Raw genomic sequence first — 22,197 nt, 5'->3', positions numbered from 1 at the left:
TATCGTCGCCGGACCCTTGCGCCGACGACGATATGCCTCCCGTCAACCGGCTGCGCTCAGCGCTGCTTCTTGGACAGCGTCTTCTCGTCGACCGGCGCCTCGCCAGAAGCACGACGCGCTGCGAAGTAGTCGGCGGCCTCCTGCTGGCGCTGCGCCTCCTGGCCGGTCGCGATGGGCGCCCGCACATGCTCGGGAGCGAACCCGAAGGCATCGACCAGGTCGAGGGCGTGCGGGCGGAGCCGCGCGATGAGGCGGTCGACGTAGGCGCTGACAGCCTGACCACGCTGCGGCGAGAGCCGACCGTGGATGAGGTACCAGGCCAGGTGCTTCTCGATGAGCGAGAGCCCGAAGAGGTCGTGCACCCAGGTCATGACCTGCTTCGTGCCCGGGTCCTCGATCTGTTCGACGCCCTCGGTGAACGCCTCCCACTGCAGCAGTTCGCCATGCGCCCGTGCCGCCTCGATGAGCTCGTTCTGGTGCGCGTTGAAGAGGTCGGATGCGGCCTGCTTGGACAGCTTGTTGGCTCCGCGCAGCTTGGTCGCGACCTCGGCGATCATCGACTCGACCCGCTCCGTGAGCAGCTCACGCTGCACGTTCGTGTCGCGGAGCTGGCTCACCGAACGCGCGGTGGACCCGAAGTCCTTCACCGTCTGCGCGAGGCTCCGCAGCCCACTGTTGTGCACGGCGCGGTCGGTCGCCTGCTCGACCACGTACCGCGCGAGCGCCCCGGCGTCGACCTTCGCGAACTTCCGGCTGTAGTCGGTGAGGAGGCGCTTGGCGACGAGCTGCAGGAGCACGTTGTTGTCGCCCTCGAACGTGGCGTACACGTCGAGGTCCGCACGCAGACCCGTGAGGCGGTTCTCGGCGAGGAAGCCGTTCCCGCCGCACGCTTCCCGAGCCTCCTGGAGGGTGTCGAGCGCGTGCCAGGTCGACAGGGGCTTGAGCGCTGCCGCGAGCGTCTCGAGGTCCTGGCGGTCCTCGTCGGAGTCGGCCTTGCCACTGAAGACCTCGTCGAACTTCACGAGCAGCCGGTCGTGGGCGAAGATCTGCGCGTACGTCGTCGCGAGGCGGGGCAGGAGCCGGCGCTGGTGGCGCTGGTAGTCGAGGATGACCTCCTCCTGCGTGTCGCTGCCCGCGTTGAACTGACGGCGCTCGCTGCCGTAGGTGATCGCGATCTGCAGCGCGAGGGCGGAGGCGGACGTCGCGGCGCCGTCGAGCGACACCCGACCCTGGACGAGCGTTCCGAGCATGGTGAAGAAGCGACGCCCGGGGCTCGCGATCGGCGAGGAGTACGTGCCGTCCTCGGCGACGTCGCCGTAGCGGTTCAGCAGGTTGGTGCGCGGGACACGAACCCCGGTGAAGTGCAGTCGACCGTTGTCGATGCCGTTCAGGCCACCCTTCAGCCCGTCGTCCTCGCCGCCGATCCCGGGCAGGAAGGCACCCTCGTCGTCGCGGATGGGGACGTAGAAGCAGTGGACGCCGTGGTTCACGCCGTTCGTGATGAGCTGGGCGAACAGCGTCGCCGCCTTCCCGTGGACGGCCGCGTTGCCGAGGTAGTCCTTCCACGCCGCCCGGAACGGGGTGTCGATGACGAACTCCTGCGTCTCGGGGTCGTACGTCGCCGTCGTGGCGATCGACGCCACGTCGGATCCGTGGCCGGACTCGGTCATCGCGAAGGCGCCGGGGACGTCGAGGTTCATCGCCCCCGGGAGGAACGCGTCGTGGTGCGGCTCGGTGCCGAGGTGGAGGATCGCGGCGCCGAAGAGGCCCCACTGCACGCCGGACTTGATCTGGAGCGACGGGTCGGCGAGCACGAGCTCCTCGAACCCGGCGATGTTGCCGCCGTGGTCGTCCGCACCGCCGAGGCGCGTCGGGAAGGCTTTGAGCACCTGTCCGTTCTCGACGAGCAGCTTCAACTGGTGGAACACGCGGTCGCGGTGGTCGTCCATCGACTGCCCCTCGATGCGCTGCATCTCGGGGCGGGCGGCGAGCGCGCGGGAGGCGAGACGTGCCTCCGGCCAGGATCCGAGGAGCTGGCGGGCGAGCGCCGGGACGTCGAGGCGCGCATCCGACGGCGCAACCTCGACCGTCGCTGCCGTCGTACCGCTGACGCTCGTCCGGATCGCTGTGTCGACCATCCCTGTGCCCTGCCTTTCACCCATGAAAACCTCCCACAATGGTAGGACTGTCATAACGAAGCCCGAAAGCACCTGTGGGATGTGGACAAGGGGCCGCCCGATCGTGGCGGACCGTGTTGGTCATGCCCCACAGCTGTCGCAGGAAGCTCCCAGGCCGTGGCTCAGCTGTTCGCGGACACGACCTCGACGAGCGCCGCACCATAGGCGTCGAGCTTCTTCGCACCGATGCCGCTGATGCCGTCGAGCTCGCCGAGCGAGGTGGGTTTGGCCGTCGCGACCGCCCGCAGGGTGGCGTCGCCGAAGACGATGTACGCCGGGACGCCCTGCTCCTTCGCGACGCTCGCCCGCCAGGCGCGGAGCGCCTGGAAGAGCTCGGCGGCGGCCGGTTCCAGCTCCGCGTTCGCGCCCGCCGACCGGGAGGACGACCGCGACGAGGACCGGGCGGCGCGTTCCGGCTCGCGGCGCATGGCGACTGGCCGGCTCCCGGCGAGCACCTCGGCGCTCCCCTCCGTGAGGCCGAGCGTGCCGTACTCGCCGACGGTGGCCAGGAGGTCGCGTGCGAGGAGTTGGCGGACGACCCCACGCCACTCCTGGTCGCTGAGGTCTTCGCCGATGCCGAAGGTCGCGAGCTCGTCGTGCCGCTGCTGGGCGACCCGGTCGGTCCGCTTGCCCCGGAGGATGTCGATGATCTGGCCGGCACCGAACGACTGGTTCCGTTCGCGCTTCAGGCGCACGATCGTGGAGAGGAGCTTCTGCGCCGGGACGGTGCCGTCCCAGGTGACCGGCGGTTCGAGGCAGGTGTCGCAATTGCCACACGGGGTCGACGGCTGGCCGAAGTACCGCAGCAGGTTGACCCGGCGGCAGTCGACCGTCTCGCAGAGCGCGAGCATGGCGTCGAGGTGCGCACTGAGGTTGCGCTGGTGGGCGAGGTCGCCCGGCGACTCCGCGATCATGCGACGCTGCTGCACGACGTCCTGAAGGCCGTACGCGAGCCAGGCGATGGACGGCTCGCCGTCGCGGCCCGCGCGCCCCGTCTCCTGGTAGTACCCCTCGACGCTCTTCGGGAGGTCGACGTGGGCGACGAACCGGACGTCCGGCTTGTCGATGCCCATGCCGAACGCGATGGTCGCGACGACCACGACCCCGTCCTCGCGGAGGAAGCGGGACTGCGCGGCCGCGCGGACCGAGGCGTCGAGGCCGGCGTGGTACGCGACGGCGTCCACCCCGTTGTCGCGGAGGAGCTGGGCCGTCTGCTCGACCGTCTTGCGGCTCAGGCAGTACACGATCCCGGCGGTGCCGGCCGGCTGCTCCTTCACGAACGCGACGAGCTGCTTGCGGACCTCGTTCTTGCCCACGATGCGGTACTGGATGTTCGGGCGATCGAAGCTCGAGACGAAGTGCTTCGCCTCGCCCAGGTGGAGGCGCTGGGTGATCTCCTGGTGCGTCGCGTCGGTGGCGGTCGCGGTGAGGGCGATCCGCGGGACGTCGGGCCAGCGTTCGGCCAGCTCGCCGAGCATGAGGTAGTCGGGGCGGAAGTCGTGCCCCCACTGCGACACACAGTGCGCTTCGTCGATGGCGAGGAGCGCGATGGTGCCCTGCCCGAGGAAGCGGCGGGTGGCCTCGGAGCTCAGCCGCTCGGGCGCGACGTAGAGGAGGTCGAGCTCGCCGGAGAGATAGGCCTGCTCGACCCGGGAACGCTCCGCGGGATCCTGCGTGGAGTTGAGGAAGGCGGCACGGACGCCGACCGCGAGGAGCGCGTCGACCTGGTCCTGCATGAGCGCGATGAGCGGTGACACGACGATGCCCGTGCCCGGCCGGAGCAGTGCGGGGATCTGGTAGCAGAGGCTCTTGCCGCCACCCGTCGGCATGAGGACCACCGCGTCGCCACCGCCGGCCACCTGCTCGATGATCTGCTGCTGCTCCCCGCGGAACGCGTCGTACCCGAAGACGGTGTGCAGGGCCTCCTGCGCTGTGGCGAACTTCTGGCCTGCGGCGCGCGTGACGGCCGGGGTCGCCGTGCGCGGGGCAGCCGGAGCGGCCGTGGACGGCGCCGCGCCCCAGCTGACCCCGCCGCCGAGGTAGGCGTCGTCGGGCGGCGGTGCGTCGAAGTCGTCGGGAGCGTCCGCGTCGTCCGGGATCCAGTCGGGTTCGGTGCTCCAGCTCATCCGTCGATCGTAGCCGCCACAGCCGACATCGCCGCGCGAGCCTCCACAGCGTTCCGGACGGAAAGTTCGTTCCTCTTAATGCCGGAGGGTCGTCGAGGCCGGATCCGAACTTTTTCCAAACCACCCCTGTGGGGGCTCCGAAGTGTCATCGAGGGCCGGTTCTGAGAGGCACTCGAACAGCCGGTCCAAACCTCATCAAAGGAGAATCACATGCGTACCATCAAGCGGAACCACATGGCAGTGCTCGCACTCGCCGCCGTCGCAACCTTCGGCCTCGCAGCCTGTTCCAGCGGCTCCAGCTCGGACAGCGGCTCCTCCATGGAGCCCAGCTCCGCACCCACCGAGTCCATGGCTGCCGACCCGGCAGCGGACCTCGTCGGCTCGGGCTGCGCCGCCTACGCTGACGCCGTCCCGGACGGTGCAGGATCCGTCGCCGGCATGTCGGCCGACCCGGTCGCCGTCGCCGCATCGAACAACCCACTGCTGACCACGCTCACCGCTGCGGTCTCCGGCCAGCTGAACCCCGACGTCAACCTCGTCGACACCCTGAACGGCTCCGAGTTCACCGTCTTCGCTCCGGTCGACGACGCCTTCAAGAAGATCGACGCCGCCACGATCGACAGCCTCAAGACGCCTGAGGGCGCTGCGACGCTGACGTCGATCCTCACCTACCACGTCATCCCCGGCCAGATCGCGCCGTCGGACATCGATGGTGACCAGACCACCGTCGAGGGTGGAACCGTCAAGGTCGAGGGCTCGGGTGACAACATCACCGTCAACGGTGCCAAGGTCATCTGCGGTGGCGTCAAGACCGCCAACGCGACCGTGTACCTCATCGACTCGGTCCTGATGCCGCCGGCCAAGTAGCCGACCGCGGGTTCACCCGCACGCATCACCAGCGACACCCGCAGCCCCGTCATCCGCACCGGATGGCGGGGCTGCTTCGTCGTGTCCGGGGCCGATCGTCTGCGACGCCGAGCGGACGCGCGTCTGTGAGAATGGACCCATGCCGTCAGACCGCTCCGACCGCGTCCTGCGCGGGTCGAGCGCGGCGGTGTTCGCGACCTTCGTCGCCCTGCTGTCGCACGTCGCCGGCGGGGGCCAGGTCCCGGGTGCGCTCGGTGTCGTCGCCCCACTCGTCCTCTCCACGGCGGCCTGCGTCCTCCTCGCCGGTCGGCGCCTGACCCTCCTGCGGACCACGCTCTCGGTCGTCGTCAGCCAGGTCCTGTTCCACACCCTGTTCGTACTCGGCACCGCACCGCGAACGGCTCAGCACCCGGGAGCCATGGCGCACGGCACGCACGGGTCCGCCGCAACGGTCGACCTCGTCACCGGCGCGACCGCGAGCCACCACACCGATGTGGGCATGTGGTCCGCCCACCTCGCCGCCGGTCTCGTGACCATCGCCGCCTTCCAGCGCGCGGGCTCGCTCCTCGCGGCCCTCGCGGGCGTGCGGGAGTTCGTCCTCGTCCGCCTCATCCGCAGAGCGCTGACGGACACGCCGCCGACGCGCCCGACGCGCGTCGAGACGGCGATCGAACCCCGCCTGGCGCACCCGCTCGGCTTCCACCCCGAGACGACCGCCCTGCGCGGTCCGCCGCTCGCGACCATCCGCTGAGCACGCGGCCGGCCGGACCCCATCGGTCCCCGTCGACCGCCCCACACCGCGGGTCGTCCCACCGCGCTCCGACATCCGGAGCGCCGCACGACCCGTCTCCCCATTCCCGTCGCTCGACCACGGTCCCCGCCGACCCGTCGAGCGGCCAGTGCTGCAGCGGCGACGCGTCCCGAGGGACGAGCGCGCCGACCCGCAGGAAAGGAGCCACCACCGTGGCCGAACCCCGCACCTCCTCCCCACCGGACGACGACCTCGCGGTCGCGCCGAACCGCTCCCCCGGACTGGCTCCGATCCGGGCACCGGAGGCGATCATGCTCGCATCCGTGCCGGTCGCCGTCGCCGTCACCCTGCTCGCGCTCGTCGGCACCGGGGCGTTCTCGACCGGGACCCTGCTCTCCGACCCCGGTGTCGTGGTCACGAGGGGGCTCCCGATCGCGCGCGTGGTCCACGATGCGGCGGCGGCGGTGACGATCGGGCTGCTGACCGCCGCGACGTTCCTCCTGCCGGGGCAACGCATCGTGCCCGGCATCGTCTCGTTCTCGCAGGCCAAGGCCGTCCGCTGGGCCGCCTGGTCGTCGGCCGTCTGGTTGGCCGCCGGTATCGCGGTCCTCGTGTTCACCGCGGCGAACTCCATCGGCGTCCCCGTGTCGTCGCCCACCTTCGCCAACACCTTCCTCTTCTACGCGACGCAACTCGAACTCGGTCAGACGCTCCTCGGCTCGCTCGGGTGCGTCCTCCTCGTCGGCTGCATCGTGGTGCTCGCGCGCCGTCTCGCCTGGGTCGCCGCGGCGAACGCCATCGCGGTCTTCGCGCTCCTGCCGCTCTCGCTGTCCGGACACGCGGCCGGCTCCGACGAACACGGCAACGCAGTGAACTCGCTCGCCGTCCACCTCATCGGCGTCACCGCCTGGGCGGGCGGCCTCGTCGCGGTGATCCTGTTGCGCCGAGCCGTCGGAAACGAGATCGGGGTCGTGGTCGCGCGCTACTCGGTGCTGGCCGGTTGGGCGTTCGGGGCGGTGGCCTTCTCCGGTGTCGTGAACGCCTCACTGCGTCTGGCGGGACCGTCCGACCTCCTGACCCCCTACGGGCTGCTCATCGTTGCCAAGACGGTGGCGCTCGTGCTCCTCGGTTGCGCAGGCGTCTGGCACCGACGTCGCCTCATCCCCCGGCTGCTGCGTCCAGGTGGTGACCCGAGGGCCTTCATCCGCCTCGCGGTGGGCGAGGTCGTCGTCATGGCCGTGACGATGGGCGTCTCCGTCGCGCTGTCCCGCAGCCAACCGCCGGTGTCGCAGGAGCCCGTCGCCGACGACGTCCGACGCCGCCTCCTCGGGTTCGAGTACCCACCGCCCGTGACGCCGCTCCGGATGTTCACCGAGTGGCACGTGGACTGGATGTGGGCCGGGATCGCGGCCGTCGGCGCCGGCTGGTACCTGTGGGCGTTCCTGCGGCTCAGACGGCGCGGTGACGCGTGGCCGGTGACCCGGCTGGTCGCCTGGCTGCTCGGCTGCGTCGCACTGCTGTACGCCACGAGTGGTGGCCTCGCCGCCTACGGCCAGATCCACTTCAGCACCCACATGCTCCAGCACATGGCACTCATGATGATCGCGCCGCCGCTCCTCGTGCTCGGCGGCCCGGTCCTCCTCGCCCTCCGGACCCTGCCGGCCCGGACGGACGGTGGGCGGGGGCTCCGCGAGTGGATCCTCGCCGTCGTGCACTCCCGCTACCTGAGCCTCCTGTCGAAGCCCGCCGTCGCGGGCGTCCTGTTCGCCGGCAGTCTCGTGGTGTTCTACTACACCGGCTGGTTCGAGTGGGCGATGATCGCGCACCAGGGTCACGTCCTCATGACCGTGCACTTCCTCGCCACCGGGTACCTGTTCTTCTGGGTGCTGATCGGCGTCGACCCCGGTCCGAACCGGCCCGCGTTCCCGTTCCGGCTCATCCTGCTGCTCGCGACCCTGGCGTTCCACGCCTTCTTCGGCCTGGCGATCATGTCGAGCTCGACCGTGCTCGCCGCCGACTGGTGGACGGCCCTCGGGTACACCGACACCGCCGCGCTCCTCGCCGACCAGGGCGTCGGCGGTGGCATCGCCTGGAGCGTCGGGGAGGTGCCGGCGGTGCTCGTCGCGCTCATCGTCGTCTCGCAGTGGGTCCAGAGTGACGAGCGCGCCGCGAAACGGTACGACCGCCGGGCGGAGCGCGACGGTGACGCCGAGCTCGGCGACTACAACGCCCGTCTGGCGCGCATCAACCGGCAGGACGAGCGGTCGAGTGAGGACCGCGAGCACTCCTGAGCCGGACGACGACGGCCCCGCCGGCAGTGGATGCCGGCGGGGCCGTCGTGGTGCGGAGGACGATCAGGAGGTGGGAGGACCTTCCGAGCCGGAACCGCCCGACACCGAGGTCTGGTCGTCCGGCTCCGGCTTGCGACGGGTCACGAGGAGCACGCCGATGCCGGCCACCAGGACGACACCGATCGCGCCGACCACCCACCAGACGTCGCCGCTCAGACCACCGGTGGCCGGTGTGGCGGTGTCGCCATCACCTGCGCCACCCGCAGCCGACGACGGCCCGACGGACGAGGCACCGCTCGTCGCGCACGCCGGCTCCGAGCTGCCGGCGGCGAGCTCCTGACCCTCGGCCGGTGCCCACTGGAAGGTGTAGCTCCCCGACAACGGATGCCCGTCCGTCGACACGAGCTGCCACACGACCGTGTACTCCCCGGCCTCGCCGAGCTGCATCGGCATGACGAGCGCCGGTCCGTTGACTGCCGCACACGCCGTGCCGTATTGGAGCTGCTCGTCGCCGGGGCCGGTCACCTGGATCTGATTGGACTGACCCGCCTCGCCGAGGTCGAGCAGGTTGTCGTTCGTCGTGATGACGACCTGCTCCGGCTGCTCGGTGACCGTCGATCCCTCGGCGGGGCTCGTCGAGACGATGGTGTTGTGCGCTGCAGCCGGACCGGCGACGGCGAACACCGCCGCCGCCGCGAGGAACGCGGTGGCGACGGAGCCGACGAGGCGGCGGCGACGGGCCGTCGTCATCAGGCCTGGCGCTTCGCGTCGGACGCCGCGCGACGCGCGGACGCGGCGATCACGATGCCGGCGGCACCGACGACGAGCCCGGCGATGCCGAGCACGCGTCCCAGGACGTCGGTGGTGCCGGCGTCGGAGGCGGCAGCGGCCTCGGTGTGGTCACCGTCGCCGTCGTCGTCCGTGGCAGCCGCGCCGTGGTGGTCGCCGGCCTCGGCGGCCGTGACGACGACGACCGGTGCGGGCGACTCGAGGTCGTCCTCGGTCTGGCCGTCCTTCGCGACGTCGGTCCAGTCGGTCTGGCCGACCTCACACGTCTGCGTCACCGGGAACACGAGGGTCTTCCCCTCCGCGTCGGCCGGCAGCTGGACCTGGAAGGAGACGGTGTCGCGGTAGCCGTCGGCGAGCGGCGTCTTGGCCGTGTAGACGACGGTGCCGACACGTTCGGCGAGCTGCTCGCCGTGGCTGTCGGTGATGGGCTTCGCGAGCGGGGCCATCTGCTTGTCGATGGTCCAGTTCGGGTTGACCGTCGGCGTCACGGCGTTGATCTCCTCGGGGATCTCGAAGGAGAGGCTCGTGGTGGGCGAACCGTCGCAGCCGTGACCGACGGCGAAGCTCAGCACCGTGTAGGAACCGGCGGCGGTCGAGGTGGGCGTGACGCTCACGTGGGCGCTGGCGGCGAGCGGCGCTCCCACGGCGAGGAGTGCTCCGGCGCCGATGGCGATCGCGCCGAGGGCGGCGGGCTTGCGGAAGGTGGGGCGGGGGGTCGTTGCGTTCATGATGTCCTGTCGACTGCTCCGCGGCGTCGAGCCTGCGGAGACGGATGGGGCGACGCCTGGGCGGGCGCGCCGATGGGTACTGCGATGCGGATGGCCGACCACGCCGCGCACAGCACCCGTCCGTGTCGGACGGTGGCGCGGCGGTCAGGCGGTGGCGAACGCCGGAGGACCGCGGTGACGCAGGTGGAGCAGGATGACGCCGAGGTTGCGCGGGCGCTCGTTGACGCGGACCCACTGCACCCGCCGAGGCGCCGGGACGAGGTGGACCGGGGCGGCGCGACGTGCGAGCAGCCGGACCGTCAAGGCCGCGAGCGCCGCGCGGGTCGCGCGCTCGGCGAAGAGGATGGCCGTGATCGTGGCGACGGCGGCGACGAGGTGGGCCACCCACATGGCGGTGGCGCCGTGGCTGTGCATGGTGATGCCTCCGCCGGCCGCCAGCTCGACGACCTGGTGCCGGTGCCACGAGCCGGCACTGGATCCGCCGCCCGAGGCCACCGTCGCGCTGACGGTGCTCGGGACGAGGGTGAAGAGCGCGTGGTAGCCGAGCTGGCTCACGAGCACGGAGGCGACGATCCCCGGAACGGTGATGCGTCGGCCGGCGAGCAGCACGCAGACGAGGACGGCGAACGTGCCGCCGACGAGGAGCACGAACGCGGACGGTGCCGCGGCCCCGCCGATCGTGTGCGAGAGCGCGGCGGCGAAGGTGGCGAAGGCCGCTGCGGCGGTGCCGCGGGCGACTCGAGCCCACCGTTCCGTCATGCCAGGCCTCCGGGAGAACGAGCGGACCAGGTGTCGACGCTCGGACTCCCAGACTACCCGAGCGATGGTCGCGCTCAGGCCGCGTCGGCCACGAACAGCAGGACGATCGACGCGACGGAGCAGGCCACGCCGATGCCGAAGCTCACCCAGAACAGCAGCCGGAGCGCCTTCGCGTGGTCGGCGCTCCGCGTGAACCGTGCACGGGACGGCTCGCGCCGGGCGTAGAAGACGTTCGGTTCCTCCGGGTCGCGGAGCGCGTCGAACTCCGCGTCGGAGACGGGACGGGAGTACAGCTCCGCGGCCTCCGTCATCCAGCGGACCTCCCGGCCGGCCGTCCCCTCGGGGCGCTCCGGATCGACCGGTCCGTCGACGATGACGCCGTGCGTCTCGATCCAGCTGCCGTCCGCCGCCCTGGCGATGAGCATGGCGAGGAGCACGACGACGGCGCATCCGAAGCCGATCCAGGTGAAGACCTCGAACACGAGGCCGAGGAGGTCGTGGGTGTCCACGCTCACATGCTATCCGGCGACTCCGGGTGCGCCGGCGACCGCTCGACTCAGACCGACTCCGGGCGCTTCTGTCGCATGGGTTCCGCCGGCTGGTCCGGACCGTTCCAGACGCCGACGATGCCCCAGGCGACCGCGGCGATCGGGACCGCGAGGACCGCCCCGACGATGCCGCCGAGGATGGTGCCGGCCGTCAAGGCGAGGAGGACGACGAGGGCGTGCAGCTTGAGCGAACGCGCCATGACGACGGGCTGCAGGAAGTTGCCCTCGAGCTGGTTCACCAGGACGACCACACCGACGACGATGAGCGCGGCCACCGGACCGTTGGCCACGAGCGCGACGAGCGCCGCGAGGATGCCGGCGGCGGTCGCACCGACGATCGGGATGAAGGCGGTGAGGAACACGATGACGCTCAGCGGCAGCGCGAGCGGGACGCCGATGATCGCGAGGCCGATGCCGATGCCGAGCGCATCGACGGCCGCGATCGTCGCGGTACCGCGCACATAGCCGCCGAGCGTGTCGACCGTCTTGCCGCCGACGCGCTTGGCGCGGTCGTACGCGGCCCCGGTGAAGGGGCGGAGCAGGAACTCCCAGAGCCGCGGCCCGTCCTTGAGGAAGAAGAACAGCACGACGATCATGAGGACGAGCCCGGTGAGGAAGCTCGCCGTCGCCGAGACCCCGGCGAGCGCCCCGCTGCCGAACTGGCTCGAGGTGAGGAAGTCGACCGCGGTCTGCTTGGCGTCCTCGATCTGCTTCTCGTCGATGTCGAACGGCAGGGTGCCGAGCCAGTCCTGCAGCTGCCCGAAGCCCTTCGAGGCGGAGTCGACGAGGTCGTCCCACTGGCTGCGGACGGCCCAGACGATGAGCCAGCCGATGCCGCCGAGGACGACGAGGATCGAGACGAGGGCGATCCAGGTGGCGAGGATCGACGGGAGGCCCTTCGACCGCATCCACCGCATGAGCGGGTAGATCGCGGACGCGAGGATGAGGGCGATGACGACGGGGATCATCACGAGGGAGAGCTGGGTCAGCGCGAAGACGATCAGCGCGGCGACGGCGACGATGGCGAGCGTCTGGACACTCCGGGTCGCGAACGTGCCGATGCGGTCGTGCCAGAGCCCTCGTGCGAGCGGCTCGGGCGTACCGTCGTGCTTGTCGAACAGGCCCATGGGATCCCCAATCTCGGGAGCGACGGGACCGGAGCGGCCCCGTCGCCCAGTCAAGCACGTCGGCGAGGACCGCGGCAGACCGAGCGGAGTAGCGTTGGCCGTGATAAGGAGGCGCTCATGACGAGACTCGACGCCGATCCGGTACCCAGCGTCTGCCACGCGCCCGACAGCTCGGGCACGCGGCTGCTCGAGGCACGTGAGGTCCCCCTCGGCGGCGTCCGAGGCCTGAGCGTCCACCGCACCCTCCCCCAGCGCGAGCTGCCGATGATCGGCGCCTGGTGCTTCCTCGACCGCTTCGACGAGGACCGCGCGCGGATGCGGGTCCTGCCGCACCCGCACACCGGCCTGCAGACCGTGACCTGGCCGCTGGCCGGCGACATCCGGCACCGGGACAGCGTCGGCAGCGACGTGGTCGTCCGCCCGGGTGAGTTGAACCTCATGACGAGCGGTCTCGGGGTCTCCCACTCCGAGTTCTCCGTCGGCGAGGAGGAGGACGAGATGCACGGCCTCCAGCTCTGGGTCGCCCTCCCCGAGCATGCCTCCTCGGTCCCGGCGGCGTTCGAGCAGCACCGGGACCTGCCCGTCCACACCGCAACCGGTCTCCGCGCGACGGTCCTCATCGGCACGCTCGGTGGCGCGACGTCCACCGCGACCGTGCACTCGCCGCTCCTCGGCGCCGACGTCGTCCTCGACCCCGGTGCAGCGGTGACCCTGCCGGTCGACCCCGCCTTCGAGCACGGTGTCCTCGTGATCGACGGTGCGCTCGAGGTGGACGGCATCGACCTCACCTCCGGTCCGCTGCTCTACCTCGAGCCGGGTCGCGACCACCTCAGCCTCAACAGTGGCAGCGGTGCCCGATTCGTCCTCCTCGGCGGGACACCGTTCCCCGAGGAACTCGTCATGTGGTGGAACTTCGTCGGTCGGAGCCACGAGGACATCGAGACCGCGCGGGCGGACTGGGAGGCCGGTTCGCCGAGGTTCGGCTCGGTGGCCGGTCACGGGGTCGAGCGCATCCCGGCCCCGCCGCTGCCGAACGTCCGGCTGACCCCGCGTCGGCGGTCGATCTGATCCCTCCCGGACGGTGCTCACCATCCCGATCCGGACCACATCCGTCGGCCGTCCGCCCGGCCAAGGGAGGATAGGCTGTCCTCAGGAGATCGGCTGCTCGTGAAGGTGGGCTCATGCAACGTCTGAGTACGCGACTGCTGCTGACCTGCGCCGCGATCGGCGTCGGGGGCGGCCTCGTCTTCGTCGTCTCCGGGTACGTCGGGGGCACGATCTCCGCCACCGCGCCGGTGCTCTACGGCCTCATCATCGGTGTCTACTTCCTGCCGGGCGTCGTTGCACAGGCACTGCTGCGCCGAGGCGGCGTGGCGCTCATGACCGGCCTCACCGCCGGCCTCGTCTCCGCGGCGTTCAGCCCGCAGTGGTTCTTCCGCTACTTCGGCACCGGCCTCGCCATCGGCCTCCTCCAGGAGATCCCCTTCGCCGTGTCCCGGTACCGCGTGTGGCGTTCGTGGGTCTTCTATCTCGCCGCCGGGATCGCCGGGATCGTGTTCGCCGCCTCGGTGCTCGTCGTCCTGGGCATCGACCACTTCACCCCGGTCGCACAGGCCGTCTACATCGCCCTGTTCGTGCTCAGCCCGATCGCGTTCACCGCGGCCGGACGCGGCGTGGCCGCAGCGCTCGCCAGGGCAGGGGTCGGGCGGTCCATCGCCAAGCCGGTGCAGCGCGGCCGCGGATCCGTCGACACGCGGGCCTGAGTGGACGTCGCTCCACCGGCGCAGCCCGCCACCCTGGTCCGACGGGTGCGCATCCGTCATGACGACCGGGAGCTGTGGACCCCGGACGACGTCTCGTTCGGGATCGCGCCGGGCGAGGTGGTGCTCCTCCTCGGACCGAGCGGGTCCGGGAAGTCGACGCTCGCCCTCGCCCTCAACGGCCTCATCCCCCACGCGCTCCCGGCCGAACTCGAGGGCACCGTGGTCACCGCCGGCCTCGACACCGTGGATGCGACCGTCGCCCAGCTGAGCGAGCACGTCTCGATGGTCTTCCAGGATCCGGACGCGCAGATCGTCACCGGTTCGGTGCTCGACGAGGTGTGCTTCGGACCGGAGAACCTCCTGCTCCCCGTCGAGGACGTCCTGGCCAGAGCCGAGCGCGCGCTGCGGCAGGTCGGGCTCTGGGAACGGCGGACCGAGAACCCCGACCGCCTCTCGGGCGGCGGCCGGCAGCGCCTCGCCATCGCCTGCGCCCTGGCCATGGGTGGCGAGCTGCTCGTCCTCGACGAACCGACGGCCAACCTCGATCCGGCGGGCATCGAGGAGGTCTACGCCGCCCTCCGGTCCCTCGTCTCCGCGCTGGACGGTTCCCGGGGTGACCACGCGATCCTGCTCGTCGAGCACAACCTCGACGCCGCCATCGACCTCGTCGACCGCGTCGTCGTCCTCGACCGCGACGGCCGTCTCCGGTTCGACGGGCCGACCCGCGAGGTCCTCGTCGGCCATGTCACGGAGCTCCTCGAGATGGGCGTCTGGCTGCCGGTCGCCACCCTCGCCGCGCTGCGCCTGCAGGAGGCGGGTGTCCTCCTGCCGAGCCTCCCCCTGACACCCGACGAGCTGACCGCCGCCCTCGACGCGATCGAGCTACCGGCACCACCCACCGCCGTCGCGGCACACATCGGCGCCGACCGGCCCGTCGCCGTGCGTGTCGACCGCCTCAGCGTCGAGCGCGGGAGGGGGCGACACCGGACGCGGATCCTGCACGAGGTGAGCCTCGAGGTCGACACCGGCGACTTCCTCGCCGTCATCGGCACGAACGGCGCCGGCAAGACGACCCTGCTCCAAGCGATCGCGGGCGTCGTCCAACCCCCTCGAGGCCGCATCGACGTCGGCGGGGTCGACCCCGGCCGGAGCGACGTGCGCACGGTCGCCGCGCAGATCGGGTTCGTCTTCCAGAACCCCGAGCACCAGTTCATCACCCACACCGTCCACGACGAACTCGCGCACGGCCTGCGGATCCGGGGCGTCGACGAGCCGGAGGTCGAGCGTCGCGTCACCGAGCTGCTGCGCCGCTTCGGGCTCGAGTCGGCGCGTGAGGTGCACCCGTTCCTCCTGTCGGGCGGTCAGAAGCGGCGGTTGTCCGTCGGGAGCGCACTCATTGCCGGAGCCCCGGTGCTCGCGCTCGACGAGCCGACGTTCGGGCAGGACCGCGCGCGGGCGAACGAACTCCTCGACCTCCTCGCCGAGCTCAACACCCAGGGCACGACGGTCATCGTCGTGACCCACGACCTCCAGCTCGTCGCGGACCACGCCACCCACGTCGCGGTGATGGCCGACGGGCGACTCCTGGCCCATGGCCCGACCGGCGCCGTCCTCGCCGACGACGACCTCATCCAGCGGTCCGGCCTGCGTGCGCCGCCGCTCGCGAGGGCCATGCGCGCGCTGGAACACCACCCCGAGTGGCGGCGTCTCTCGCGGCTCGCCGATCTGCCGGGGACGGACGCCCCGTGAGCACGACGTCGATCGACCCGTACGCGACGAACGGGACGCACCCGGCGAACCGGTTCCTGTACCGCTTGAACCCGCTCGCGAAGCTCGGTGCACCCCTCCCGGTGATGGCGGTGCTCGCGTTCACGAGGGACCTCCTGACACCGACGCTCTGCATCGCCCTGGCCGTCGCGATCATCCTCATCGGTGCTCGACTGACGAGACCGGTCGCGCTCCTCCTGTTCGTCGGGCTCCCGGTCGTCGTCGGGATCATGTCGTTCAGCTTCGGCCTGTGGACCGACCCGGGCAAGGTCGACCAGTCCGTCCTCCTGTTCCAGATCGGCGACTACCGCTTCTTCCTCGGGGCGCTGCTCGTCGGACTCGCGACGGCGCTGCGGCTGGCGAGCCTGCTCGTCCTGGCACTCATCGGCGGCCTCACCTCCACCGGACCGGATGTGGTCCGCGCGATGATCCAGCAGCTGCACGTGCCGTACCGGATCGGGTACACGGCACTCGCGGCCTACCGGTTCGTGCCGCGGTTCGGCCATGAACTCGAGGTCATCCGTTCGGCGCACCGGGTTCGCGGGATGGCCGAGGGGCGCGGTCCGATCGCCGCCGTCCGCCGCACTGCCGGGTACGTCGTGCCGCTGCTCGCCGGGGCGATCCGGCACGCGGAGCGGGTCGCCCTCGCCATGGACTCGCGCGCCTTCGGGGCCCATCGGACGCGGACGGAGCGGTACCGTGTCCCGTTCCGCGCGCGCGACTGGATCTTCATGATCCTCTTCTGGCTCGTGAGCGCCACCATCGTCTGGTGGAGTCTCACCGCCGGCCCTGGTCCGGTCACCCGCGGGTGAACCGCTGAGCACCCTGGCGGGGCCATCCCGTCGACGGCCCGGCACTCAGGGGCGGAGCTCACCGGCGAAGCAGACCGTCGAGCCGGAGCGCCGCACCTCGGCGAGGCCCGCCTTCAGGAGGACGCGCTGCGAGGCGGTGTTCGCGACGTCGGTGTCGGCGATCGCCCGTGACGCGCCGTGCGCTCTCGCGGCGGCGAGGGCCGCGACGACGACCTCCGTCGCCAGCCCGACGCCACGGGCCGCCGGGATGAGGCCGTAGCCGAATTCGACCGCACCGGTGCTGTCAGGCGGGCCGAAGAAGCCGAACCCTCCGACGGCCAGTCCCGCGGCGTCGCGGACGAGGTAGAGCGTGAACACCGGATCGTGATCGGTCGATGCGGCGTGGCCTCGGAGTGGACCCAGTTCGTCGGCGAGCGGATACTGCGGATGCCATGCATCGCCGTCCCGCTCGTCACGTTCGACGATCCGTCGGGCAAGCGCCGGGGAGATGGGTTCGAGTGTCGTCCGTGCCGTGTGGATGGTCATCGATGTCAGTCTCTCATCGTCTCGGGCGATGTCGCATGATCGAACGTATGTTCTAATGGATGCATGCGGTGGAGCGGACAGGAACTCGGAGTCGAAGCGACGTCGGCGCTGCCCGGCCTCGCCAAGTTGAACAACCTCGTGCGCAGCGTCCAGACGCCGGAGTTCGCCGGGATCACCTTCCACGAGGTGCTCGCGAAATCAGCCCTCAACCGGGTTCCCGGACAGTCGGTGATGCCGTTCGGGTGGACGATCAACCCCTACCGGGGATGCTCGCATGCCTGCGTGTACTGCTTCGCCCGGCCGAGCCATGGCTATCTGGATCTCGATGCGGGGAAGGACTTCGACTCGCAGCTCATCGTGAAGGTGAACGTCGCCGAGGTGCTCCGGAAGGAGCTCGCGAAGGCGAGTTGGGGGCGGCACCCCGTGGCGCTCGGGACGAACACCGACCCGTATCAGCGCGCCGAGGGCAAGTACCGACTCATGCCGGGGATCATCAACGCCCTCGCCGACTCGGGGACGCCGTTCTCCATCCTCACGAAGGGCACGCTGCTCCGGCGCGACCTGCCGCTGCTCGCCGAGGTCGCCCAGCGCGTGCCCGTCGACCTCGCCATGTCGATCGCCATCTTCGACGACGAGCTGCAGCAGTCGATCGAACCCGGCACCCCGACGGCGGCGGCCCGACTCGCGACCGTCCGCGCAGCGAGCGATCTCGGGTTCGACGTCGGGGTGTTCATGATGCCGATCCTCCCGTACCTCACAGACACCGTCGAGCACCTCGACCTCGCCCTGTCGCGCATCCGTGAGGCCGGCGCGAGCACGGTCCTCTTCTCGACGCTGTACCTGAAGGCCGGCGTCAAGCCGTGGTTCATGCAGTGGCTGTCGAAGGAGCACCCGGAACTCGTCGACCGGTACACCTCGATGTACGCCGACGGCGTCTACGCCCCGAAGGAGTACCGGAAGTGGCTCGCGGCCCGCATCCGGCCGATGATCCGCGACCACGGGCTCGAGCGAGGAACCGAGGACCCGGCCACCGGGGGTGTCCGCTCGTCGGCGCTCGGCATGCTGCGCGACGGGTACGGGGAGCGGGCCGAACTGCGCAAGCGCGCACCGGAGTTCGTCACCACCGGCCTCCAGGTCCAACCGACCCTGTTCTGAGCCGTTCATTCGCCCATGTTCGGGCGAGCGAACGCCCATTCGCCCGAACATGGGCGAATGAACCGGCGTCAGACGTCGGGGATGAGTCGCTTGCTGAGGAGGGCGACCTCGTCGGTGCCGTACCCGAGCGCCTCATAGAACCCGATCACGCGGTCGTTGCCCGTGCGGACCATGAGGTTGATCTTCGGGCACCCGAGCTCGATGAGCAGACGCTCGGCCTCCTCCATGAGGACGCGTCCGAGGCCGCCGCCCTGCTGGTCCGGCGAGACCGCGAGGTAGTGCACCCACCCGCGGTGGCCGTCGTACCCGACCATCGCCGCCCCGATCACGGCGCCGGCCTCCTCAGCGACGAGGAACAGCTCGGGCTGCGTCGTCAGCTTGCGCTCGATGTCCGCCGCGGGGTCGTTCCAGGGTCGGGTGAGGCCGACCTCGTGCCAAAGGGCGATGACGGCGTCGGTGTCGGATCGGGTGAACGGACGGATCTGCATCGATCCAGTCTCGCGCACCGCCTCTCGCCCGATGCACAGGCTCGCCTGCGAGCGCCGTCGATACAGTTGGTCACCCGAGCATCGACGAACGGACCCGAATGAGCATCGACCCTGCGCTGGAACCGACCGGCGACGAGACCCTGCCGACGAACGGATCGACACCCGTCACCGTGCACACGGGGAGCGGCCCCGTTACCGGACGCACCAAGGCCGGAACCTCCCGGTTCCTCGGCATCCCGTATGCGGCGGCTCCGTTCGGCGACGACCGGTTCCGACTCCCCCAGCCCGTCGAACCGTGGGACGAGCCACGCGACGCGACCCGCCCGGGAGCCACCGCGCCACAGGCCCCGTACTCCGGCGCGGTCGGCGAACTCTTCGCCACCGTCTCGGTGCCCGGCAACGAGATCCTGAACGTCAACGTGTGGGCACCCGCCGGGGCTGCGGACGGGGCGCTCCCGGTGATGGTGTGGATCCACGGCGGCTCGTTCGTCCACGGCTCGAACGCGCTCGACTCCTACGACGGCACCGCGTTCGCCCGTGACGGGGTCGTCTTCGTGTCCGTCAACTACCGTCTCGGTTCGGAGGGGTTCTCGGTGCTCGACGACGTCCCGCTGAACCTCGGCATCGCGGACCAGCTGGCCGCCCTGACGTGGGTGCAGGACGAGATCGCCCACTTCGGCGGCGACCCCGACCAGGTGACGGTGTTCGGCGAGTCGGCGGGCGGCGCATCGGTCGCGACGCTCCTCGCCCACCCGGACGCCGCCGCGGTCATGCGACGGGCGATCGTCCAGAGCGGTCCGCTCGAGGCGCAGACGCGTGAGCGCGCCGGCCGCATCACCAAGCTCATGGCGAAGGACCTGGGGGTACCGGCCACCCGCGCCGGCTTCCGGCGCATTCCACCCGAGGGGCTCGTGGCCGCCCAGGAACGGGTCATGGCTGGCGGCAACCCGCTGAACGGCGGCGCGGGGTTCGCCGTCGCGACGGACACCGCGCTCGTCCCGAGCAGCCCGATCGACGCCCTGCTCGCCGGGCAGGCGGCGGGGATCCCCGTCCTGATCGGCAGCACCACCGAGGAGTACCGGTTGTGGCTCGTGCCGGCCGGGCTCCTCCCCACGATCAAGCGCGTCCACCTGCTGGCGGCGCGCTTGAAGCTCGGCATCTCCGCAGCGACGGTCCGCACGTTCCGCCGGAACCGCCCGAAGGCGTCCACCGGCGAGATCCTCGGTGCGATCGCGACCGACGTCCTACTGCGCGTCCCGGTGAACCGGGTGGCCGACGCCCGAGCCGCTGCCGGGGCGGACACCTGGGTGTACGAGTTCGCCTGGCGGAGCCCCGTCGGCGAAGCGGGCAACGGGGCACTCGGAGCCGCGCACGCGATGGAGATCGGCTTCGTGTTCGACCGGATCGACTCCGCGGAGTCGATCCGGATGGCCGGTCGCGACGCACCGCAGTCCCTCGCGACCGCGATGCACGACGCCTGGGTCGCCTTCGCAACGACCGGCGATCCCGGCTGGCAGCGGTGGGACTCCACCCGCCCGGTCCGGACCTTCGACGGGGTCGACGACGCCGTCGTCCTCGCGCCGCGCGACGACGAGCGCGCGGCCCTCACGCGGTAGCGGTCCGCTCCCGGCGGTCGGAACCGCAGACCCACCGGACACGCAGAACGCCCGCCGAGCGTGAGCTCGACGGGCGTTCTGTTGCAAGTGAAGGACTACGCGGTGGCGATGTCCTCGACGAGCTGGTCACCGGGGGCTGCATCGTCGAACGCGGCCTCGATCTCGGCACGGTCGAGCATCTCCGTCATCCGTCGGCGACGGGCCTTCGGGATGATCGTCACGACACGACCGATCTTGCCGGCACGACCGGTGCGACCCGCGCGGTGCAGGTACGTCTTGTACTCGTCCGGGGCGTCGGCCTGGACGACGAGCGTGATGTCGTCGACGTGGATGCCGCGGGCAGCGACGTCGGTCGCCACGAGCACGTTGACCCGACCGGAGGTGAGCTTCTCCAGGTTGCGCGTGCGGCGCGCCTGGTTGAGGTCACCGTGGAGCGAGACGGCGGGGATGCCCGCCATACCCAGCTGCTCCGCGAGCCGCTCGGCGTACGCACGGGTGCGAGCGAACACGAGGGTCTTCTCGGTGCGGTTCACGAGCTCCTCGATGAGGCGGTCCTTGCCCTTGTGCTCCACCACGAGGACCCGGTGGTCGATGGTCGAGGACGCCTGGTCCTCGCCTGCGACCTCGTGCACGGACGGGTTCGGGAGGAACTCGTTGACGAGGGCTGCGACGCCCTTGTCGAGGGTGGCGGAGAAGAGCAGCTTCTGGCCGTCGGGCGAGGTGCGACGCAGGATGCGCTGCACCGGCTCGAGGAACCCGAGGTCGCACATGTGGTCGGCCTCGTCGAGGACGGTCACGGTGACCTGCGAGAGGTCGAGGCGACCCTGCTCGATGAGGTCCTCGATGCGGCCGGGGGTGCCGACGATGATGTCGACGCCACGCTGCAGTGCGCCGACCTGGCGGCCCTGCGGGACACCACCGTAGATCTGCGTGGTGAAGAGGCCGACGGCGCGCGCGATGGGCTGCACGGTGCGGTCGATCTGGAGCGCGAGCTCACGGGTCGGGGCGAGGATCAGTGCACGGGGCTTGCGACCCGGCTTGCGGTTCTTGCCGCCGCCGTTCTCCATGAGCTTCTCGACGAGCGGAGCACCGAACGCGATGGTCTTGCCGGAGCCGGTGCGGCCACGGCCGAGCACGTCGCGACCCGCGATGACGTCCGGGATGGTCGCCGCCTGGATCGGGAACGGGCTGGCGGCGCCGAGCTCGGCGAGCGCACGGACGATGTTGCCACCGAGGCCGAGGCTCTCGAAGGTCACACCCTCGACGTCGGCGGCCTGGATGGCGTCGGCCTCGAGGCGCTCGAGCACCACGTCGTCCTGGGGCGTGTACGAGCCGGCATCGCGCTTCGGGTAGTAGTCGCTGCCGCGGCTCGCGTCGGAGGTGCCGCGATCGTCGAAGCTGCGCTTCGGGCGGTCGTCGAACGAACGCTTGGGGCGGTCGTCGGACGAACGGGCCGGACGCTCTTCGAAGCTGCGCTTCGGACGGTCGTCGTACGAACGTGCGGGACGCTCCTCGAAGCTGCGCTTCGGACGGTCGTCGAAGGAACGTGCGGGGCGGTCCGTGCGGCTCGCCTGACGGGGGTCTCCCTGGCGTGCGGGGCGGTCGCCGTAGGACGGACGCTCCGTGCGCTCGCCACGGTTGTACGACGGACGCTCGTTGCGGTCGCCGGAGGACGGACGCTCGGTCCGCTCACCACGGTTGTACGACGGACGCTCGTTCCGGTCGCCATACGACGGACGCTCGGTCCGCTCACCACGGTTGTACGACGGACGCTCGTTCCGGTCGCCGGAGGACGGACGCTCGTTGCGGTCGTCACCACGGTTGTACGCAGGACGCTCGTTCCGGTCGCCGTACGACGGACGCTCGGTCCGCTCGCCACGGTTGTACGCAGGACGCTCGTTCCGGTCG

General features: G+C 71.0%; 19 protein-coding genes. 9 read left to right on the top strand and 10 right to left on the bottom strand.

The annotated features are described in order from the left end of the window. Window positions 1-56 precede the first annotated feature (56 nt). Window positions 57-2,138: an acyl-CoA dehydrogenase family protein gene (locus tag QRN26_RS10080; protein ID WP_285036421.1), complete on the bottom strand. Its 2,082-nt coding sequence runs from the start codon at window positions 2,136-2,138 to the stop codon at window positions 57-59. Window positions 2,139-2,299: 161 nt separating this feature from the next. Further along, window positions 2,300-4,303 (bottom strand): DNA helicase RecQ, encoded by a 2,004-nt coding sequence (gene recQ / locus QRN26_RS10075; RefSeq protein ID WP_285036420.1) that lies wholly within the window; start codon window positions 4,301-4,303, stop codon window positions 2,300-2,302. Between the two features lie 210 nt (window positions 4,304-4,513). On the opposite strand from recQ, the gene QRN26_RS10070 reads away from it, so the two are divergent. The 3 genes from QRN26_RS10070 (at window position 4,514) to QRN26_RS10060 (ending at window position 8,212) form a co-directional block, all read left to right on the top strand. Next, the gene (locus QRN26_RS10070; RefSeq protein ID WP_056008590.1) at window positions 4,514-5,170 is read left to right on the top strand and encodes a fasciclin domain-containing protein; all 657 of its coding nucleotides are present in this window, start codon (window positions 4,514-4,516) and stop codon (window positions 5,168-5,170) included. A 139-nt stretch (window positions 5,171-5,309) separates the two neighbouring features. Then, window positions 5,310-5,921 (top strand): hypothetical protein, encoded by a 612-nt coding sequence (locus QRN26_RS10065; protein WP_056008593.1) that lies wholly within the window; start codon window positions 5,310-5,312, stop codon window positions 5,919-5,921. A gap of 212 nt (window positions 5,922-6,133) precedes the next feature. Continuing rightward, entirely contained in the window at window positions 6,134-8,212 is a 2,079-nt protein-coding gene (locus tag QRN26_RS10060) for a bifunctional copper resistance protein CopD/cytochrome c oxidase assembly protein (RefSeq protein WP_285036419.1), read from the top strand. A gap of 63 nt (window positions 8,213-8,275) precedes the next feature. Here QRN26_RS10060 and QRN26_RS10055 read toward each other — a convergent pair whose 3' ends face one another. The 5 genes from QRN26_RS10055 to QRN26_RS10035 form a co-directional block, all read right to left on the bottom strand. Then, on the bottom strand, window positions 8,276-8,962 hold the full coding sequence (locus QRN26_RS10055) for a copper resistance protein CopC (RefSeq protein WP_285036418.1): 687 nt from the start codon (window positions 8,960-8,962) through the stop codon (window positions 8,276-8,278). After that, on the bottom strand, window positions 8,962-9,729 hold the full coding sequence (locus QRN26_RS10050; RefSeq protein WP_056779052.1) for a YcnI family copper-binding membrane protein: 768 nt from the start codon (window positions 9,727-9,729) through the stop codon (window positions 8,962-8,964). The genes QRN26_RS10055 and QRN26_RS10050 overlap by 1 nt, the downstream gene beginning before the upstream one ends. A 144-nt stretch (window positions 9,730-9,873) precedes the next feature. Further along, on the bottom strand, window positions 9,874-10,488 hold the full coding sequence (locus QRN26_RS10045) for a hypothetical protein (protein ID WP_285036417.1): 615 nt from the start codon (window positions 10,486-10,488) through the stop codon (window positions 9,874-9,876). 74 nt (window positions 10,489-10,562) lie between these two features. Further along, window positions 10,563-10,997 (bottom strand): hypothetical protein, encoded by a 435-nt coding sequence (locus QRN26_RS10040; protein WP_157579835.1) that lies wholly within the window; start codon window positions 10,995-10,997, stop codon window positions 10,563-10,565. 47 nt (window positions 10,998-11,044) lie between these two features. Further along, window positions 11,045-12,163 carry an AI-2E family transporter gene (locus tag QRN26_RS10035; protein WP_056008611.1) on the bottom strand — a complete coding sequence of 373 codons (1,119 nt, stop codon included), beginning with the start codon at window positions 12,161-12,163 and terminating at the stop codon, window positions 11,045-11,047. Between the two features lie 117 nt (window positions 12,164-12,280). Between QRN26_RS10035 and QRN26_RS10030 the strand changes: the two genes are divergently transcribed. The 4 genes from QRN26_RS10030 to QRN26_RS10015 all read left to right on the top strand — a co-directional run bounded on the left by QRN26_RS10030 (window position 12,281) and on the right by QRN26_RS10015 (window position 16,505). Beyond that, a complete protein-coding gene (locus QRN26_RS10030) occupies window positions 12,281-13,231 on the top strand; it encodes a pirin family protein (protein ID WP_056008614.1) in 951 nt (316 codons plus the stop codon). Window positions 13,232-13,344: 113 nt separating this feature from the next. After that, window positions 13,345-13,926 carry an ECF transporter S component gene (locus QRN26_RS10025; RefSeq protein WP_056008617.1) on the top strand — a complete coding sequence of 194 codons (582 nt, stop codon included), beginning with the start codon at window positions 13,345-13,347 and terminating at the stop codon, window positions 13,924-13,926. Window positions 13,927-13,971: 45 nt separating this feature from the next. Beyond that, on the top strand, window positions 13,972-15,675 hold the full coding sequence (locus QRN26_RS10020) for an ABC transporter ATP-binding protein (RefSeq protein WP_285036416.1): 1,704 nt from the start codon (window positions 13,972-13,974) through the stop codon (window positions 15,673-15,675). Next, entirely contained in the window at window positions 15,672-16,505 is an 834-nt protein-coding gene (locus tag QRN26_RS10015; RefSeq protein WP_285036415.1) for an energy-coupling factor transporter transmembrane component T, read from the top strand. Before QRN26_RS10020 ends, QRN26_RS10015 begins: the two co-directional genes overlap by 4 nt. A 45-nt stretch (window positions 16,506-16,550) precedes the next feature. Here the strand turns inward: QRN26_RS10015 and QRN26_RS10010 are convergent, their stop codons facing one another. Then, window positions 16,551-17,030 carry a GNAT family N-acetyltransferase gene (locus QRN26_RS10010; RefSeq protein WP_285036414.1) on the bottom strand — a complete coding sequence of 160 codons (480 nt, stop codon included), beginning with the start codon at window positions 17,028-17,030 and terminating at the stop codon, window positions 16,551-16,553. Between the two features lie 63 nt (window positions 17,031-17,093). Here QRN26_RS10010 and QRN26_RS10005 point away from each other — a divergent pair, with 63 nt between their 5' ends. Further along, the gene (locus QRN26_RS10005; protein ID WP_285036413.1) at window positions 17,094-18,185 is read left to right on the top strand and encodes an Rv2578c family radical SAM protein; all 1,092 of its coding nucleotides are present in this window, start codon (window positions 17,094-17,096) and stop codon (window positions 18,183-18,185) included. Between the two features lie 68 nt (window positions 18,186-18,253). On the opposite strand, the gene QRN26_RS10000 is transcribed toward QRN26_RS10005, so the two are convergent. Beyond that, window positions 18,254-18,673, bottom strand: a complete 420-nt coding sequence (locus QRN26_RS10000; RefSeq protein ID WP_285036412.1) for a GNAT family acetyltransferase — start codon at window positions 18,671-18,673, stop codon at window positions 18,254-18,256. 98 nt (window positions 18,674-18,771) lie between these two features. On the opposite strand from QRN26_RS10000, the gene QRN26_RS09995 reads away from it, so the two are divergent. Continuing rightward, window positions 18,772-20,289 carry a carboxylesterase/lipase family protein gene (locus QRN26_RS09995; protein ID WP_285036411.1) on the top strand — a complete coding sequence of 506 codons (1,518 nt, stop codon included), beginning with the start codon at window positions 18,772-18,774 and terminating at the stop codon, window positions 20,287-20,289. A gap of 95 nt (window positions 20,290-20,384) precedes the next feature. On the opposite strand, the gene QRN26_RS09990 is transcribed toward QRN26_RS09995, so the two are convergent. Further along, window positions 20,385-22,197, bottom strand: a 1,813-nt coding sequence (locus tag QRN26_RS09990; protein WP_285036410.1) for a DEAD/DEAH box helicase, incomplete at its 5' end; no start/stop codon positions are given.

Origin of the sequence: Plantibacter sp. ME-Dv--P-095 (assembly GCF_030209365.1) — a bacterium.
Classification (GTDB): Bacteria; Actinomycetota; Actinomycetes; order Actinomycetales; family Microbacteriaceae; genus Plantibacter.
Note: the sequence above shows the minus strand (reverse complement) of the source record. Positions and strands in the feature narration are given on the sequence as shown.